Raw genomic sequence first — 16,992 nt, forward strand, 5'->3', positions numbered from 1 at the left:
ACATGCTGGATATGCTGCTCGAGGGGGCAATCGCCTTCATGCTGATCGCCGGCGGGATCTTCGCCTTCATCGGCTCGCTGGGTCTGACCCACCTCAAGGACTTCTACATGCGCCTGCACGGGCCGTCGAAGACCACCACCCTGGGGGTGGGCTGCACCCTGATCGGGTCGCTGATCTTCTTCAGTCTGGAGAATGGTCCGGTGGTCCAGGAACTGCTGATCACCGTCTTCGCTTTCATCACCGCGCCGGTGTCGGCGCACATGCTGGCCAAGAGCGCGCTGCACCACAAGCTCAAGCCGGACCCGCGTACCCGCGGCAACCCGCAGGAGCTGGAGCGCGACCGGCCCAAGCATACGGTGGAAGAGGCGCCCCAGGGCGACTCCCCGCTGCCCTGACACACAGCGACGGCGTTCGAGCGCCGTCGCTGTGAACCGGGTGGCAGGAAGCGTTCACCAGCCCGCGGTATTCTCCGCGACCAGCTGGCTGAGCAGGTGGATATGCTCGGGGCGATCATTGAGCGCGGGGATGTAGCGATAGCGCCCGCCCCCGGCCTCCTGGAAATACTCGCGGTTCTCGGCGTCGATCTCCTCCAGGGTCTCGAGACAGTCGGCGGCGAATGCCGGGCTGATCACATCGACGCATTCGGTCTTGTCGGCGCCCCACTGCTTGAGCGTCTCGTCGGTATAGGGCTTGAGCCACTCCTCGCGACCGAAACGCGACTGATAACTCTGGAACCAACTGCCCTCTTCGAGTTCGAGCGCCTGTGCGAGCAACTCACTGGTGCGCTGGCAGTGACGTCCGTACGGGTCGCCGTTGTCGACGTAGCGCTTGGGGATGCCGTGGTAGGACATCAGCAGCCGTCCGCGATCCCCCTGGGCCTCCCAGTGCTCGCGCACGCTGGCGGCGAGGGCGGCGATATAGTCCGGATGGTCGTGGTAGTGATTGACGAAGCGCAGCTCCGGGCAGGGCGCCAGCGCCTTGGCCAGGCGCTGGAATACGGCGCCGGTGGTGGTACGCGAGAACTGCGGATAGAGCGGCAGCACCAGAATCTTGTCAACCCCGGCGTCGCGCAGCGCAAGCCCTGCCTGCTCCATGCTCGGTTGGCCGTAGGTCATCGCCAGCTCCACCGGCACCGCCTCGCCGGTGCGCTCGGCCAGCGCCGCCGCCAGCGCACGCTGCTGGCGCCGCCCGATCGCCAGCAGCGGCGAGCCCTCTTCCTGCCACACCGAGGCGTAGGCCTTGGCCACCTTGGGCGGGCGAATGCGCAGGATCACCCCGTGCAGAATCGGCCACCACAGCCAGCGCGGCGCATCGATCACCCGCGGATCCCCCAGGAACTCCGCCAGATACTCTCTCACCGCCTTGGCCGTGGGCGCCGCTGGCGTTCCCAGATTGACCAGCATGACTCCGTAACGGGCCGCCATATTCTCTCCTTGTCCGCTGATGCCGTTGACTAGGCACTGTCTGAAAAGTACTGCGCTCGCCCATGCGGCGCTGAGAATCGGCGCACAATGCTCATTTACAACCCGTAAACTCCGCATGTTCGCCGCTCTTTGCCTTGCCTGCCCGTCCCTCGTCGACTTTGCGGATAGCGCCTGGCGACAGTCTACCACTCCCGCCTTGCTTAACCGCGATTAACTTATACGATTAACATCATGTGTATAAGTCATGGATAACATCATGTCGCGCCCCCTGATCCTGATACTCGGCGACCAGCTCAGCGAGACGCTCGACGTCCTCGCCCAGGCGCCGGAGGAGGCGGTCATCGCCCTGTGCGAGGTCCGCGCCGAGGGCGAGTACGTGCCGCACCACCCGCAGAAGATCGTGATGCTATTATCGGCGATGCGTCACTTCGCCGACACCCTGCGCGACAAAGGGTATCAGGTGCACTACAGCACCCTCGATGACGACGACAACCGCCACGACCTGCTCGACGAGGCGGAGCGCCTGGCCGACGCCTATGCCTGCGACGAGATTCGTGTCACTCACCCCGGCGAGTGGCGGTTGTTCGAGCGCATCCAGCGTCGCGGCACCCGCTGGCGGCTCTATCCAGACAACCGCTTCTACTGTTCGATCGAGGCGTTCGGGCAGTGGCTGGCGGGGCGCAAGCGCTGTCGCATGGAGGATTTCTACCGCCATCTGCGCAAGCAGACCGGGCTGCTGATGTGCGCAGGCGAACCGGCCGGAGGCCAGTGGAACTTCGATCACGACAACCGAGCGCCGATCGCCGACGATCTCGACTTCCCCACCCCACCGCGCCACCGTATGGACGCCACCACCCGGGCGGTGGCCGAGCAGGTATCGACCCACTTCGGCGATCATTTCGGCACCCTGGAAGGCTTCAACTGGGCGGTGACACGGCGCCAGGCGCTGGGCGACCTGCGCCACTTCATCGACCATGCGCTGGCCGACTTCGGCACCTATCAGGACGCCATCAGCGACAGCGAGCCGCTGCTCTACCACTCGCGCCTCGCCGCCGCCATGAACATCGGCCTGCTCTCGCCCCGGGAGATCTGCGAGGCGGTGGCAGCGGCATGGCAGGAGGGGCACGCGCCGATCAACGCCGCCGAGGGCTTCATCCGCCAGATTCTCGGCTGGCGCGAATACGTACGCGGCATCTACTGGCAGCGTATGCCCGGCTACAAGCAAGAGAACCGGCTCAACGCCCGACGCGGCCTGCCAGCCTTCTACTGGCACGGTGAAACCGATCTGCGCTGCCTGCAGCGGGCGATCGAGATGACCCGCGACAACGCCTATGCGCACCATATCCAGCGCCTGATGGTCACCGGCAACTTCGCCCTGCTGTGCGGTGTCTCCCCCGCCGCCCTGTGCGACTGGTACCTGGCGGTCTACGCCGACGCCTTCGAGTGGGTCGAGCTGCCCAACACCCTCGGCATGACCCTCTACGCCGACGGCGGCTATCTCGGCTCCAAACCCTACTGCGCTTCGGGCAAGTATATCGATCGCATGTCGGATCACTGCCGCCACTGCCGCTACGACGTCAAGCAGGTGACCGGCGACGACGCCTGCCCGTTCAACAGTCTCTACTGGCATTTTCTGGAGACCCACCGCGCGCAGCTCAAGGACAATCAGCGCATGAAACTGATCTATGGCAGTTGGGACAAGATGCAGCCGACACGCCAAGAGGCGATCCTGGCGCAGGCGCAGGCCTTTCTGGATCGACTGGACAGTGAGAAGCCGTATGGCCGCGGCGAGCATGCCGAAGGCTACCAGCGCCGCTGATGCAAAGGCACGACACCGCTATCAGGCAAGTCCTCGTCGACTTGCCGCGGTGTGTGGATGAAGCGTCGGTTGGTTGGGATCGAGGCGCGGATTCAGCGCCGGGGATGGCGTGAGTAAGCGCTCAGAAGACCAGCGGCATGCGTGACAGCAGCGGGTCGTGGTAGTGCGGCTCGTGGCCGACGATCTCGTCGTTGGCGACCTGCTGAACGAGATAGGCACGGTGGATACCGGCCTGCTTGAGTTCCCCGTAGACATCGTCGAGAGAGCGGAACAGCATCGGTTTGCTGCGTCGCGTCAGCACCTGAGTCGAGCCATCTTCCGGCTCCACCATCACCTGGTAAAAGCGGCTGCCGGCGTGGGCGATGACGCGAATCTCGAAGTTGTCGTGATCGCGGGAAAAGCGTTCGAGCTCCTTGAGGTCCATGGTTCCCTCCTGTTCGGGTTGCATGTGCGAATACGGCGTCCAGCCTTCCCTGCTGGACACCCGACTGGCGCGCGGCCCATCTGGACTCGCGCATCCTGACCATTAGGTCGGATCTTTGTTAAGACTATATGTCAGCGCGGGAGTTTGCAGTACAAAAGCGCCACCCCGGTCATCGCTTCGGATAGCGCTGCTCCCTCCGCAGGCTCACCACCACGCGGCCATGGGGAGCCCGTTTGGCCGCGCTCTTGAAGCGGCTCCATAGGTCGCCGAAGCTGTCGACATGAGCATCCGTCGGTACCCGCAGCGCGATGATCGACAGCCGGGTGTGCGGGAAGAAGCGCCACTGGTCGAAGCGATCCTTGGCCTCGAAGCCGCCGGCGCGGCGCTCGGCCTCCGGCAGCAGCTTGAGACTCTCGACGCCGAAAGCCCGCTGCAGCGCGGCAAGCCGCCGATGCAGGTCGGCGCTGCTGTCGAGCAGCAGGACGAAGTCATCACCGCCGAGATGGCCGAGGAAATCCTCATCGCCGACGAACTCGTCCAGCACCCGTGCCACGGTCAGGATCATCTGATCGCCGAGCGCGTAGCCGAAGCGGTCGTTGAACGGCTTGAAGTGATCGAGATCGAGATAGCAGGCGACGAAGGGCGTGTTCTGCCGCTGATAGTGGTCGAGGGCGGCGCGAATCGGCCGATTGCCCGGCAGTTGGGTGAGCGGATTGGCCTGACGCGCCAACTGTACCTGCTGTTCGGTAAACAGCTGCAGCAGATTGATGACATGACCGATGCCCAGATAGCGACCGGCATCGGTGATGATGAAATCCTCGTCGCGCATCGACTCGTCACGCCCGGTCACCTTGCGCGAGACCCGCTCGAGCGGTTCGCCCGCCTCCACGCACAGCGCCCGTGTCTGCATCACCGTCTCGACCGGCTGGCGCCCGTGGAGATCGAAGCCGTAGCGCCGACCCAGCAGCGCCATCAGCTGTTGGCGTCCGAGCAGGCCGAGCGGCCGTTGGCACTCGTCGACCACGGCCAGGGCATTGGCGTCCGGATGGCGACTGAAATGGGCCGCCGCCTCGGACAAGCTCAGGTCGCGGGAGAGCGTCGGCAACGCCACGCTGAGACGGCGAATCTCGGTCACCACAGCGCCCTGACGCCGCGCCGCGGCCAGCGTATTCAGCTGCGATTCCAGCGCTGCACGCGTCGTCTTCGGCACCGGGCTGGGCCGGGCGAAGAGCCAGCCCTGGTAGAAGTCGGCGCCCAGCTCCAGCAGCGTCTCTAGCTCGCCCTCGCGCTCCACCCCCTCGGCGACCACACGGCTGCCCAGGCTATGGGCGATATCGATGATCGAGCGCACCAGGCGGCGCTTGACCCGGTCGCGGTCCAGATTGCTGACGAAGTGGCGGTCGAGTTTGACGTAGTCGGGATTGAGCTGCGACCACAGGCGCAGCCCGGCATAGCCATCGCCGAGATCGTCCAGGGCGATGGCGAAGCCCATCGCCTGATAGTGCCGGGCGGCATCCGCCATCAGGTCGGGATCGACCCCTGACGACTGCTCGGTGATCTCGATCACGATCTGCGGCGGGCTCAGGCCGTGGACGGCGAGTAGCTCCACCGTCTGGCCGCTGATGTGTGAAGGGTCGACCAGGACTTCGGGCGCGACGTTGAGAAACAGCAGCTCGCTGAGCCCGGTGGCGACCCACTCCTCGACCGCACGCTCGCGGCAGAGCTGCTCCAGCGACGCTAGCTCGCCGGCTGCGCGGGCGGCCTGGAACAGCGGTAGGGGTGAGTCGCAGGGCGCGCCATAAGGGCCAAGGGCCAGCGCCTCATAGCCCAGCACCCGCCCCGCAGGCACGCTGACGATCGGCTGGAAGTGCATGCCCAGCTCGCGCGTCTCGAGCAGGCGTCGAAGCGCCAAAACGGCAGCATCGGTGTTGTTCATGCCGGTCAGTGTGGCAGCGGTGTCATGCCCAGCAGCGTGACAGCGACGCATGACAGTGCAATGACAACAGGCCTGCCGGCCAGCACCGCAGCCACGCCGGGCGCGCGGCGCGGCTCCGGGAGACGCTAGCGCAACACTTACTGGTAGTCGGCGGGGTCGATCGCCTTGCCCAGGGAGTTGCGGTCGATCCAGCGCCCCGCCTTGGCTTCCTTGTAGCGGAACACCACGCGGTCGCCCACCACCACCGGCAGCTCCGCATCCTCGGTCTGATAGCTGTAGAGCTCGCCATCCACGGTCAGCCAGTGCCGGTAGAGATCCGGCATCCCCAGCCACTCCTTGAACGGCCCCTCGCGCTCGAGCTTTTCCAGTTGTCCGCGAACCTCGATCTTGGGGACGCGTTGACGCCGCCCGCGCTGAAAACCGCCTGCCATCGCTTTGACTCCTCAAACCTGTGATGCGTTACTCGTAATGCTGGCCGTAGCTGTCCGGGGCCAGATCCTCGAACCGCGTGTACTTGCCGATGAACGCCATGTGCACGGTCCCGATGGGACCGTTACGCTGCTTGCCGATGATCAGCTCGGCCAGCCCCTTGTTGTCGGGATTATCGCTATTGTAGACCTCGTCGCGGTAGACGAAGGCGATGACGTCGGCGTCCTGCTCGATGGCGCCGGATTCACGCAGGTCCGACATCACCGGGCGCTTGTTGGGGCGCTGCTCGAGCGAGCGGTTGAGCTGCGACAGCGACACCACCGGGCAGTTGAACTCCTTGGCCACGCCCTTGAGCGAGCGCGATATCTCGGAGATCTCCGCGGTGCGGTTCTCGGACAGCCCCGGCACCTGCATCAGCTGCAGATAGTCGATCATCACCAGTCCGACATTGCCGTGCTCGCGGGCGATTCGACGCACCCGCGAACGCAGCTCGTTGGGCGACAGCGCCGGGGTGTCGTCGATGAACAGCTGCTTGTCCTTGAGCAGGTTGACCGCCGAGGTCAGTCGCGGCCAATCCTCGTCCTCGAGCTGGCCGGTCCTGACCCGGGTCTGGTCGATGCGCCCCAGCGACGACAGCATACGCAGCATCAGCGACTCCGCCGGCATCTCCATCGAGAAGACGATCACCGGCTTGTCACCGGCGACCACCGCATGCTCGACCAGGTTCATGGCGAAGGTGGTCTTACCCATCGACGGGCGCCCGGCAATGATCACCAGATCCGAGGGCTGCAGCCCCGAGGTCATCTCGTCGAGGTCGCGGAAGCCGGTCGAGATGCCGGTCATCTGGCCCTTCATGTTGAACAGCTCGTCGATGCGATCGACCGCCTTGGTCAACAGCTGGCTCATGCCCTGAGGGCCGCCGAACTTGGGCCGCGACTCGCTGATCTGGAACACCAGCCGCTCGGCCTCGTTGACCAGCTCGTCAGAGGCGCGCCCATCCGGCGAGTAGGCGCTGTCGGCGATCTGCCGCGAGGCCTGGATCAATTTGCGCAGGGTGGCCCGCTCGCGCACGATGTCGGCATAGGCACGAATGTTGCCCGCCGAGGGCGTATTGCGCGCCAGCTCCGCCAGATAGGCCAGGCCACCGACACTTTCGAGCTGATCGCGCCGCTCCAGCGCTTCCGACAGGGTGACCACGTCGAGCGGCTGGGTCGCCTCGGCCAGCTCTGCCATGGCGTTGTAGGTGAGCCGATGCTCCTGACGATAGAAGTCATCCGCCACCAGCCGCTCGGAGACGGTGTCCCAGCTGGAGTTGTCGAGCATCAGCCCGCCCAGTACCGACTGCTCCGCCTCCAGCGAGTGCGGTGGCAGCTTGAGCTTGGCCGTCTCTTGATCGTTATCGACGCGTTCGTTCATGCCTGGCCATCACCCTCGACAATTCGCTGCCGTCATTTGCCGCACATTCTACCCAGCCGGCGCCGCGACTCGCCACGCTCGCCGGCGCCGCTCGGGCGTGCCGATCGTGTGGAACACGCACCCATCAAAAAAGGCACGTGGGGCCTGGGCCCCACGTGCCTTGAGCATCGCTGCGCGGGAAAACCGATTACTCGGCAACCACCACGACGCGGACGCTGGTGCTGACTTCGGCGTGCAGCTGCAGCGCGATGTCGTATTCGCCGGTCTGGCGAATCGGACCTTCCGGCATGCGCACTTCGCTCTTGGCGACGTCGAGACCGGCCTGGACCAGCGCTTCGGCCAGGTCGCGCGGACCGATGGAACCGAACAGCTTGCCTTCGTCGCCAGCTTTGGCGACCAGCGACAGTTCGATTTCGGACAGCTGTTCGGCACGGCTTTCGGCTTCCGCCTTGCGCTCGGCGGCCTGAGCTTCGAGCTCGGCACGCTGGGATTCGAACGCGGCGACGTTGTCCTTGGTGGCCGGCACGGCGAGGCCGTAGGGCACCAGGTAGTTGCGGCCGTAACCGGGCTTGACGGTGACCTTGTCACCCAGTTCGCCAAGCTTGCCGATGTTATCGAGCAGAATGACTTCCATTCTCGTGAACCTCTCGTCAATCACTGCGTGTCAGGCGACCGCGAAAATCCGCGAAGGTATCCACCAGTGCCAACAGCAGTACAATCAAAATCGTGGGCCAGGTAGTCAGCAGCAACGCATAGAAACCGACCAGCCAGAACCCGCTCATTCCCTTCAAACCGATCAAACCATGAACCAGCGCCACGCCAGCCACCAGCAGCGGCACCCAGGCCAGCAGGCTGGCGGCGGGCACCGCCAGCAGCATGCCCAGGGCAGTGGCGCCGATCAGCAGCGCCAGCTGCCCACGCGAGAGTTTCAACGAGTGAAACTCCTCGCGGAACCCGCCGGGGTTGTAAAGCCCCGCCTGCCAGCTGCGGGCCAGGGCCAGACAGCCGATGCTCACCATCAGCACCACCAGGCCGGTGACCCCGCCGATGACCAGTGCGGCCATCTGCTGGGTGTCCACGCCCTGGGCCGAGAGCCGATCCAGCATGCTGGAGACCTCGGTCGAGCTGCGCCGCAGCTCGTCGAGCAGCGGGCCGGCACCGCCGGCGGGCACGAAGATGCCCAGATGGACCAGCACCATGCAGACCGCGGTACCGGCGAGCAGGGTATCGGTCCAGCGCAGGCGCGCCCGCAGCACGGTAGCCATCAGCGCCACCAGCAGAATGCTCGCCAGCGGCACCGAGTCGCCCTCCATCCACCACCAGCCGGCGGGTATGGCAGCGGCGACCAGCACCGGCGCGGCGCTAGTGAGGCCACGCCTCAGCGTAACCAGCCCGGCGACCGCGGCACTGAACCAGAACAGCCAGGGCACCAGCGCCGTCAGCGCTGCCACACCCACCGCCTGCGGCGTACCGCGCATGATCCAACGGGCCAGTCCCAGCATGACGCCTCGCTATGGTTATCCGGGCCGGATTATTGGTGGCTGTCGGAGTACGGCAGCAGTGCCAGGTAGCGCGCGCGCTTGATGGCGGTAGACAGCTGACGCTGGTAACGCGCATGGGTACCGGTAATACGGCTGGGAACGATCTTGCCGGTTTCGGTGACGTAGGCTTTCAGCGTATCGATGTCTTTGTAGTCGATGTACTTCACGCCTTCGGCGGTGAAGCGGCAGAACTTACGACGACGGAAAAAACGTGCCATGTGAGTCTCTCCTCAAGCGGTGATCAGTTGGCTTCGGTAGCGGTTTCGGAACGCTCGGAACGCTCACGGTCGCCACGCTCGGAGGACTTGTCGTCACGACGACGGCTGCCCTTGTCGTCGGCCGGCTTCATCATCGGCGATGCTTCGGTGACGGCTTCCTTGTTGCGCACGATCATGCTGCGGATGATGGCGTCGTTGAAGCGGAAGATGTTCTCGATCTCGTCGAGGGTCTCGCCGCTGCACTCGACATTCATCAGCACGTAGTGCGCCTTGTGGATCTTGTTGATCGGGTAGGCCAGGTGGCGACGGCCCCAATCTTCGAGACGATGCACGGTGCCGCCGTTTTCGGTGACGAGGCTGGTGTAGCGCTCGACCATGGCCGGAACCTGCTCGCTCTGGTCCGGGTGGACCATGAACACGATTTCGTAGTGACGCATGTTAGCTCCTTTCGGTTTGGCAGCTTCTGCGGGGTGATCGCGGTAACGCGCACCGCGAGAAGCAAGGAGTCGATTCCGGATCGCGCAAGCCTGCCACGCGCCGGATATTCGGACCTGTGAACGCCTCGCCGCTCCGTTGCCGGAACGCACGAGCGCGGCTCTGCGAGCAGAGCCTGCCCACAGAACCGCGTAATTGTAGAGATCGAGGCAGCCATGCGCAACCGCTGACGCCGTGGTGTCGGCAAAGATAGCGGACCGGAGATGGCACATCGAAGAGCGGGTACAGCGGCGACATGCGTTACCGAGACCCGCTGGCGCAGCGGGAATCGGCCTCAACCTTGGGCGGCGTGGCGCTGGCGTACCACCTCGAACAGACACACCCCGGCGGCAACGGAGACATTGAGACTGGTCACCTGCCCCTGCATCGGCAGCTTGACCAGCCCATCGCACGCCTCCCGGGTGAGGCGCCGCATGCCCTTGCCCTCGGCGCCCATCACCAGCGCGCAGGGGCCGCTGAAATCGGCCTCGAACAGCAGCGTGTCGGCCTCGCCGGCGGTACCGGTGATCCACACCCCCTGCTGCTTGAGCTTCTCCAGGCAGCGCGCCAGGTTGGTCACCTGGAACACCGGGACGCTCTCCGCCGCGCCGCAGGCGACCTTGCGCACCGTGGCATTGAGCGGTGCCGACTTGTCCTTGGGCACGATCACTCCGTGCACGCCGGCCGCATCCGCACTGCGCAGACAGGCACCGAGGTTGTGCGGATCGGTGATGCCATCGAGGATCAGCAGCAGCGGCGGCGTCTCCTCCTGCCACTGCTCCAGCCGCCACCACAGCGCAGTCTCGTTCTCGGCCACCAGCGGCGGGCAGAAACCGACCACCCCCTGGTGCGCCGCCGGCCCCGACAGCGCATCCAGCACTTCGCGCGTCACCCGCTTCAGCTCGCAGCCGGCGGCATGCGCCTGGGCCAGCAGGTCGTCGAGGCGCTGCTCGGCGTGCCCCTGCTGGACCCAAAGTACCCGCGGCGGCTGATCACGCGCGAACAGCGCGCGGACCGCGTGCACACCGTAGACCGGCTCGAGACCGTCGGGGGTGCGCGGGCGCTCCGGCGTGGGCCGCGACTTGCGCGGCCGTTCGCGCTGGGGACCCCGTGCCATCAGCGCTTACCGCGCCGCGGCCCGCGGGAGCGGCGCTGACCGCCGCCACTGTTGTCGTCGCCGCCCTGGCGCTCACGCTTGCCCGGGCGCTGCTTGCGCTTGCGCGCCCCCTGTTCGGCAGATGCCTCGCTGGCGCCGCCGCCCTCGGGCTTGCGCGTGCGCGGCGTCTTGCGGTGGCGCGGTGCGGCATCGGCGAGATCGAAATCGATCTTGCGGTCGTCGAGGTCGACCCGCGCCACGCGCACGGTGACGCCATCGCCCAGACGATAGGCGACGCCGCTGCGTTCACCCTTGAGGCGGTGCTTCTCCGCCTCGTAGTGGTAGTAGTCGGAGGGCAGCGAGGTGACGTGCACCAGCCCCTCGACGTAGACGTCATCGAGGCGCACGAAGATCCCGAACTGGGTCACCGAAGCAATGGTGCCCTCGTAGGTCTCGCCCACTTTGTCGGAGAGGAACTCGCACTTGAGCCAGTCGGTGACGTCGCGGGTAGCGTCGTCGGCGCGCCGCTCGGTCATCGAGCAGTGCTCGCCCAGCTCCACCATCTGCTCGAAGGTGTAGGGGCACCAGGTGGTCGGCTTCTCCACCGGTGCGCCCTCGGCGCGCATCACCGTCTGCGTCTGGCGCGGGCCACGGATCACCGAGCGGATGGCGCGGTGCACCAGCAGATCGGGGTAGCGGCGGATCGGCGAGGTGAAGTGCGCATAGGCCTGATAGGCGAGACCGAAGTGCCCCTCGTTGTGCGGCGAATAGACCGCCTGGCTCATCGAACGCAGCATCACGGTCTGGATGATGTCGGCATCGGGGCGATCCTTGATCACCTCGCGCAGCGCCTGGTAATCCTTGGGCGAAGGGTCGTCACCGCCGCCCAGGGTCAGACCCAGCTCGCCGAGGAACACCCGCAGGTTCTCCAACCGCTCGCTGGCCGGCGGCTGGTGAACGCGGTAGAGCGCCGGCAGGTCGTGCTTGTCGAGGAAGCGCGCGGTGGCCACGTTGGCCGCCAGCATGCACTCCTCGATCAGCTTGTGGGCGTCGTTACGCGTCCGCGGCACGATCTTCTCGATCTTGCGCTCGTCGTTGAAGACGATCTGGGTCTCGGTGGTCTCGAAGTCGATCGCCCCGCGCACTTCGCGGGCCTGGCGCAGCACCTTGTAGAGCGCGTGCAGGTTCTCCAGCGATGGCACCAGCTCGCGGTAGCGCTCGCGCAGCGCCTGCCCTGCCTCACTGTCGCCCTCGTGCAGCATGGTGCCGACGTCGGTGTAGGTGAGTCGGGCGTGGGAGCGGATCACCGCCTCGTAGAACTTGTAGCGGCTGATATTGCCGCTCTGCGAGATGTTCATCTCGCACACCATGGTCAGGCGATCGACGTGCGGGTTGAGCGAGCAGAGGCCGTTGGAGAGCAGCTCCGGCAGCATCGGCACCACTTGACCGGGGAAGTAGACCGAGTTGCCACGCACGTAGGCTTCGCCATCGAGCGCGCTGCCGCCACGCACATAGTGCGAGACGTCGGCGATGGCGACGATCAGCTTCCAGCTGCCGGACTTGGTCTTCCACGCGCACACCGCGTCGTCGAAGTCCTTGGCGTCTTCACCATCGATGGTGACCAGCGGCGTATCGCGTAGATCGATGCGGGCGTGCTTGTCCTGCTCCAGGACCTCGGCCGACATGCCGGCGATCTGCTGATCCACCTCGGGCGGAAAGGTCGCCGGGATGTCATGGGTACGGATGGCGATATCGATCTCGAGGCCCGGGTCCATGCGCTCACCGAGCACCTCGACCACCTCACCCACCGGCTGCTGGCGGGTCTCCGGCTGGCGGGTGACGTTGACCGAGACGATCTGCCCGTCCTTGGCACCCCGGCTGGCGCTGTGCGGGATGATCACTTCCTGACTGATCCGCGAGTTCTCGGGAATCAGCACCGCGAACTCAGGGGAGTTCTGGCGGAAGACACCGACCAGCGTCTGGGTGTTGCGCGCCAGCACCTCGACGATGGTGGCTTCGTCGCGCCCACGCCGATCGCGGCCGCTGACCCGGGCCAGCACCACATCGCCGTCGAACACGCGGCGCATCTGACGCGGCGGCAGCACCAGGTCGGGCTTGCGACCATCATGGCGAATCAGAAAGCCCATGCCGTCGCGGTGGCCCTGAATACGCCCCTTGATCAGATCGAGCTTGTCGATCAACGCATAGGCACCCTTGCGGTCGCGCAGAATCTGGCCATCGCGCTCCATCGCGGCGAGACGACGACGCACCGCTTCCTGCTGGTTGTCGTCCTCAAGCCCGAGCATGGCGCTCATGTTCTCATGGGTGATCGGCTTGCCGTACTCCTCGAGCCGGGCGAGCAGGTACTCGCGGCTGGGTACGGGATTGTCATATTTTTCCGTTTCGCGAGCCGCGTGCGGATCGTCGTCCAACGTCCAATGAGTCATGCAGCCATCGTCCTTGCTTCGGGGTGGGAGTCACGCGGCGGGCGGCAATTGCCGTTATTTACTTTATGGGTCATGCGTCAAGTATAGCGGCCACGCCCCTCCGACCCAACCATCGGCAGCGTTGCAAGCGCGCGGATCTGCCGACGACAGGCCACGCCCACCGTTTCCGCTGCCCCAGAAACGCCATGACGATAAGGAGTTACGCCTCGCGCAGGGGCCAGCGCGAAATAGCGGAAGGTTTATCGACAAAGGCTTGCATTCGGCCGCAGAGTCGGTATTATACATCGCGCCTTGGCCCAGATGGCGGAATTGGTAGACGCGCTAGCTTCAGGTGCTAGTGTCCTTACGGACGTGGAGGTTCAAGTCCTCTTCTGGGCACCATCGAGGTCGTCGACGCGACGATCATCGAGGTAGACAGGGCCAGGATCGAGCCCGGATGGCGGAATTGGTAGACGCGCTAGCTTCAGGTGCTAGTGTCCTTACGGACGTGGAGGTTCAAGTCCTCTTCCGGGCACCAATCTCGATCCCGCGCAGCAAGCATGACAAGCCCAGGTGGCGGAATTGGTAGACGCGCTAGCTTCAGGTGCTAGTGTCCTTACGGACGTGGAGGTTCAAGTCCTCTCCTGGGCACCACGCTGTCATGCTTCACACGATGTGATGTTTTTGCGGGACACCCCCTGTCCTCGCTGCAATTTCCCCTAGCTTGTCCCGTGAGTCTTGGACCGAGAACTGTCTGAATCAGGCTTGGCATAGGCGTTTTTGCGTCTTTCGCTGGCGCTCTGGACGACGACGCCTTGAGCATCCATTTTCTCCTCACGCGCCTCTGACTCGCACGCTCTCACCGATCGATCCCTTCCCTTTCCGCGCCATCGCTCTCTTCTTGGGCATTGGCTCATGGCCTGCCCGCGTACTTCGTCCATCCGTTCGTTCGTTGACCCCCCTCTTTTTCTCTACCCACGCCCTGCCACCACGCCCGGCTTTGCCCGCATCGTCTCGGATCGCGCGCTTCGGAGCGCTCGCATGCCCTTGCATATCCGGCCCACGCCCCTCGGGGTAGCGCTTCGCGGCACTCTCGCTCCCCCCATCGCTCACCCGCATCGCGCATCTGCCGACGCGCTCGAAACAGAGATCCTGCCTCCCCGGCCCTAGTTATTAGACGTAATGATTATGGATCATAACTATTTTCTTGCGGATACTCGCCTCGCACGTCGCTGCTGCGCTGGCGGGAGAGGGTTGCGCCGGCGGCACATCCGGCCAGGTGACTCTGCCACCGGCCTCGATCCTCCATCCGCGCCCTTGCCGGAGAACAACCATGCCAAAAACAACAAGGCAAAAAACTGCTGTTCTGCGCTCCTATCGATCCACCAGCCGCTATCATGGGGAGAACGCTTCGGGCTCTACGCCGTGTCGCGCCCCACTCCCGCGCTCCGGGCGGGGCACTCGGCCGGGGTCCGGTACTGTCTCGCTCTCTCTACGCCAGGCCCGATCCCGCGCGCATGACTTCAGATGCCCCAGCTTCCCCCGACACGCTCGACCAGTCGCGCCTGACGCGTCTACTCGGGTTCCGCATCACCCGCACCGAACTGCGCATACGCCGCCTGTTCCTGGAGTGCATGGCTCGCTTCGAGCTCAAGCCGGTGGACTATTCGCTGCTGGTACTGGTGGATGCCAACCCGGGCGTCAATCAACGCCAGCTGGCCGAGATACTGGACGTCTCACCGCCCAACCTGGCCATCGTGGTGGCGCGACTGATGAAGCGCGGGCTGCTGCGCCAGGTTCGCGGCCAGCAGGATCGGCGCATGCAGCACCTGCATCTGACCGCCGCGGGCAAGGAGCTGCTCGACGAGACCGAGCTCGCGGTACGCGAGATGGAAGCGCGGCTGCTGGAGCAGCTCGGACCGACCCACGGCGAGGCACTGCTGGCCGCACTGGCGCGGCTCGAACATCTGGCCTGAGCCGTGCCACCCGGGCACTGCTGAGCCTGGCCCTGACCCTCGCCGCGGGGCTGCTGCTCGCCCCCCAGGCCGACGCCCAGTCGATGCCGCAGACGGTGCAGCTGCGCTCCGGCCTGAACACCGGCGGCACCAGCTTCATGGATGGCTTCGGCCGCCTCGGGGAGGGCTGGACCTACATTCAGTACGCGCGCCTTTCGCACCTCGATGCGATCAAGGACGCCAACGGCGACGACTCCCCCGCCTTTCGTGATCCGCAGATCGACACCACCGCACTGATCACCCAGTTCGCCTACACCTCGCCCTATCGTCTGTGGGGTGGCTGGCTCGGCTTCACCGCCCTGGTGCCGATGGTCAATCTGCACGCCTCCTTCGCCGACGACAGCCCAGTCACCCTGCGCGACAACGGCTTCGGGCTGGGTGACATCACCTTCGGCCCCTATCTGCAGATGGCCCCGATCCTGCGCCAGGGGCGCCCGGTGTTCTCCCAGCGCTTCGAGTTCGACGTGATCGCGCCGGTGGGCAAGTTCGCTCGCGACCGCGCCCTCAACCCCGGCGATGGCTACTGGTCGCTGCTGCCCAACTGGGCCATGACCGTGCTGCCCACCCCGGCGTGGGAGATCAGCGCCCGCCTCAACTACCTCTACAACTTCGAGACCGACCGCGCCGGCGCCCCGCCCACCATCCCCGGCTTTGCGTTCCACAACGGCCAGGCCGGGGATGCCGCCTGGATCAACCTCGCCAGCTCCTACGCCGTCAACGATGCGCTGCGCCTGGGCATCAACGGCTTCTACCTGCGCCAGTTGAGCGACAACCGCACCAATGGCGAGCGCGTGGCCGATTCACGCCAGACCCTGCTCTATCTGGGGCCGGGCGGTTCCTATCGCTTCGACGCCAACAACCTGCTCAACGTCAATCTCTACTTTCCGCTGAAGGTCGAGAACGCCGCCGCCGGCAACAGCCTCAACCTGCAGTTCGTCCACAGTTTCTAAGGCGCGATCATGCCATCGCGCAGAGGAGTCTAGACATGCAACTCTACGGCAAAACCCTGGTGGTCACCGGTGTCGCCTCGGGTATCGGCAACGAAGTGGCGCGTCTGGCGCGCTTTCACGGCGCCCGGGTGATCGGGGTCGACCGCCATCCGGTCGACATGACCCTGGACGCCTTTCACCAGGCCGATCTGAGCGATCCGCAGGCGATCGACGCCCTGGTCGCGGCACTGCCCGCACGCCTCGACGGGCTGGCCAATATCGCCGGGGTACCCGGCACCGCCGATCCGGCGCTGGTGGCAAGGGTCAACTATCTGGGTCTGCGCCATCTGAGCCAGGCGCTGCTGCCGCGGCTCACCGGCGGCAGCGTGGTCAATGTCGCCTCGATCCTCGGCGCCGCCTGGGCCGAACGCCTGGCAGCCCATCGCGCCCTCGCCGACACCCCCGACTTCGCCGCCGGCGAGCAGTGGCTGGCGGCCAATCCGGTGCCGGCCGAGAGCTGCTATCAGTACTTCAAGGAGGCGCTGATCGTCTGGAGCGCACGCTGCTCGCGCCCCTGGTTCGCGAGCCACGACGTGCGCGTCAACTGCGTCGCCCCCGGCCCGGTGTTCACCCCCATCCTGGACGACTTCGTCACCATGCTGGGCCCCGATCGGGTGGCCGCGGATGCGGCCAAGATGAAGCGCCCGGCGTTTGCCGACGAGGTGGCCGAGGGGATCGTGTTCCTGCTCTCCGACGCTGCACGCTGGATCAACGGCGTTAATCTACCCATCGACGGCGGCCTGGCAGCCACCGCCCTGTGACCCCTCACCCCTGTGGAGATGCGC

16 protein-coding genes and 3 tRNA genes are annotated in these 16,992 nt (G+C 65.5%); 8 read left to right on the forward strand and 11 right to left on the reverse strand.

The genetic code is table 11. The features are described from left to right. Positions 1-2: 2 nt before the first annotated feature. Positions 3-395: a Na+/H+ antiporter subunit G gene (locus DOM67_RS05730; protein ID WP_188115184.1), complete on the forward strand. Its 393-nt coding sequence runs from the start codon at positions 3-5 to the stop codon at positions 393-395. A 54-nt stretch (positions 396-449) separates the two neighbouring features. Here the strand turns inward: DOM67_RS05730 and hemH are convergent, their stop codons facing one another. Then, positions 450-1,424, reverse strand: coding sequence for a ferrochelatase (hemH, locus tag DOM67_RS05735; RefSeq protein ID WP_110674699.1), 975 nt, complete (start codon positions 1,422-1,424; stop codon positions 450-452). Between the two features lie 256 nt (positions 1,425-1,680). Between hemH and DOM67_RS05740 the strand changes: the two genes are divergently transcribed. Continuing rightward, on the forward strand, positions 1,681-3,243 hold the full coding sequence (locus DOM67_RS05740) for a cryptochrome/photolyase family protein (protein ID WP_110674700.1): 1,563 nt from the start codon (positions 1,681-1,683) through the stop codon (positions 3,241-3,243). Positions 3,244-3,364: 121 nt separating this feature from the next. Here the strand turns inward: DOM67_RS05740 and DOM67_RS05745 are convergent, their stop codons facing one another. The 10 genes from DOM67_RS05745 to rnr form a co-directional block, all read right to left on the reverse strand. Continuing rightward, a complete protein-coding gene (locus DOM67_RS05745; protein ID WP_110674701.1) occupies positions 3,365-3,667 on the reverse strand; it encodes a DUF6482 family protein in 303 nt (100 codons plus the stop codon). A 169-nt stretch (positions 3,668-3,836) separates the two neighbouring features. Continuing rightward, positions 3,837-5,603 (reverse strand): bifunctional diguanylate cyclase/phosphodiesterase, encoded by a 1,767-nt coding sequence (locus DOM67_RS05750; protein ID WP_110674702.1) that lies wholly within the window; start codon positions 5,601-5,603, stop codon positions 3,837-3,839. 137 nt (positions 5,604-5,740) lie between these two features. Continuing rightward, positions 5,741-6,034, reverse strand: a complete 294-nt coding sequence (locus DOM67_RS05755; protein ID WP_110674703.1) for a hypothetical protein — start codon at positions 6,032-6,034, stop codon at positions 5,741-5,743. Positions 6,035-6,062: 28 nt separating this feature from the next. Further along, on the reverse strand, positions 6,063-7,448 hold the full coding sequence (gene dnaB / locus DOM67_RS05760) for a replicative DNA helicase (RefSeq protein WP_110674704.1): 1,386 nt from the start codon (positions 7,446-7,448) through the stop codon (positions 6,063-6,065). A gap of 187 nt (positions 7,449-7,635) precedes the next feature. Continuing rightward, complete coding sequence (gene rplI, locus DOM67_RS05765; protein WP_110674705.1) at positions 7,636-8,082, reverse strand: 50S ribosomal protein L9; 447 nt, start codon at positions 8,080-8,082, stop codon at positions 7,636-7,638. Between the two features lie 16 nt (positions 8,083-8,098). Then, a complete protein-coding gene (locus DOM67_RS05770; protein ID WP_110674706.1) occupies positions 8,099-8,950 on the reverse strand; it encodes a hypothetical protein in 852 nt (283 codons plus the stop codon). A 29-nt stretch (positions 8,951-8,979) separates the two neighbouring features. Further along, positions 8,980-9,207: a 30S ribosomal protein S18 gene (gene rpsR / locus DOM67_RS05775; protein ID WP_110674707.1), complete on the reverse strand. Its 228-nt coding sequence runs from the start codon at positions 9,205-9,207 to the stop codon at positions 8,980-8,982. Positions 9,208-9,230: 23 nt separating this feature from the next. Beyond that, positions 9,231-9,644 carry a 30S ribosomal protein S6 gene (gene rpsF / locus DOM67_RS05780; protein WP_110674708.1) on the reverse strand — a complete coding sequence of 138 codons (414 nt, stop codon included), beginning with the start codon at positions 9,642-9,644 and terminating at the stop codon, positions 9,231-9,233. 332 nt (positions 9,645-9,976) lie between these two features. Then, positions 9,977-10,798, reverse strand: a complete 822-nt coding sequence (gene rlmB / locus DOM67_RS05785) for a 23S rRNA (guanosine(2251)-2'-O)-methyltransferase RlmB (RefSeq protein WP_110674709.1) — start codon at positions 10,796-10,798, stop codon at positions 9,977-9,979. Then, a complete protein-coding gene (gene rnr, locus DOM67_RS05790) occupies positions 10,798-13,224 on the reverse strand; it encodes a ribonuclease R (protein WP_110674710.1) in 2,427 nt (808 codons plus the stop codon). Before rnr ends, rlmB begins: the two co-directional genes overlap by 1 nt. A 294-nt stretch (positions 13,225-13,518) precedes the next feature. Here rnr and DOM67_RS05795 point away from each other — a divergent pair. The 6 genes from DOM67_RS05795 (at position 13,519) to DOM67_RS05820 (ending at position 16,968) form a co-directional block, all read left to right on the forward strand. After that, positions 13,519-13,605: transfer RNA gene (locus DOM67_RS05795), tRNA-Leu, on the forward strand. A gap of 49 nt (positions 13,606-13,654) precedes the next feature. Then, positions 13,655-13,741: transfer RNA gene (locus DOM67_RS05800), tRNA-Leu, on the forward strand. Positions 13,742-13,770: 29 nt separating this feature from the next. Then, a tRNA-Leu gene (locus tag DOM67_RS05805) sits at positions 13,771-13,857 on the forward strand. Positions 13,858-14,720: 863 nt separating this feature from the next. Continuing rightward, positions 14,721-15,179, forward strand: coding sequence for a MarR family transcriptional regulator (locus DOM67_RS05810; protein ID WP_110674711.1), 459 nt, complete (start codon positions 14,721-14,723; stop codon positions 15,177-15,179). A gap of 83 nt (positions 15,180-15,262) precedes the next feature. After that, positions 15,263-16,168 (forward strand): transporter, encoded by a 906-nt coding sequence (locus DOM67_RS05815; RefSeq protein WP_110674712.1) that lies wholly within the window; start codon positions 15,263-15,265, stop codon positions 16,166-16,168. 35 nt (positions 16,169-16,203) lie between these two features. Further along, on the forward strand, positions 16,204-16,968 hold the full coding sequence (locus DOM67_RS05820; protein ID WP_110674713.1) for a coniferyl-alcohol dehydrogenase: 765 nt from the start codon (positions 16,204-16,206) through the stop codon (positions 16,966-16,968). Positions 16,969-16,992 lie beyond the last annotated feature (24 nt).

The organism is Salinicola sp. RZ23 (assembly GCF_003206675.1).
GTDB classification, from domain to species: Bacteria; Pseudomonadota; Gammaproteobacteria; order Pseudomonadales; family Halomonadaceae; genus Salinicola; species Salinicola endophyticus.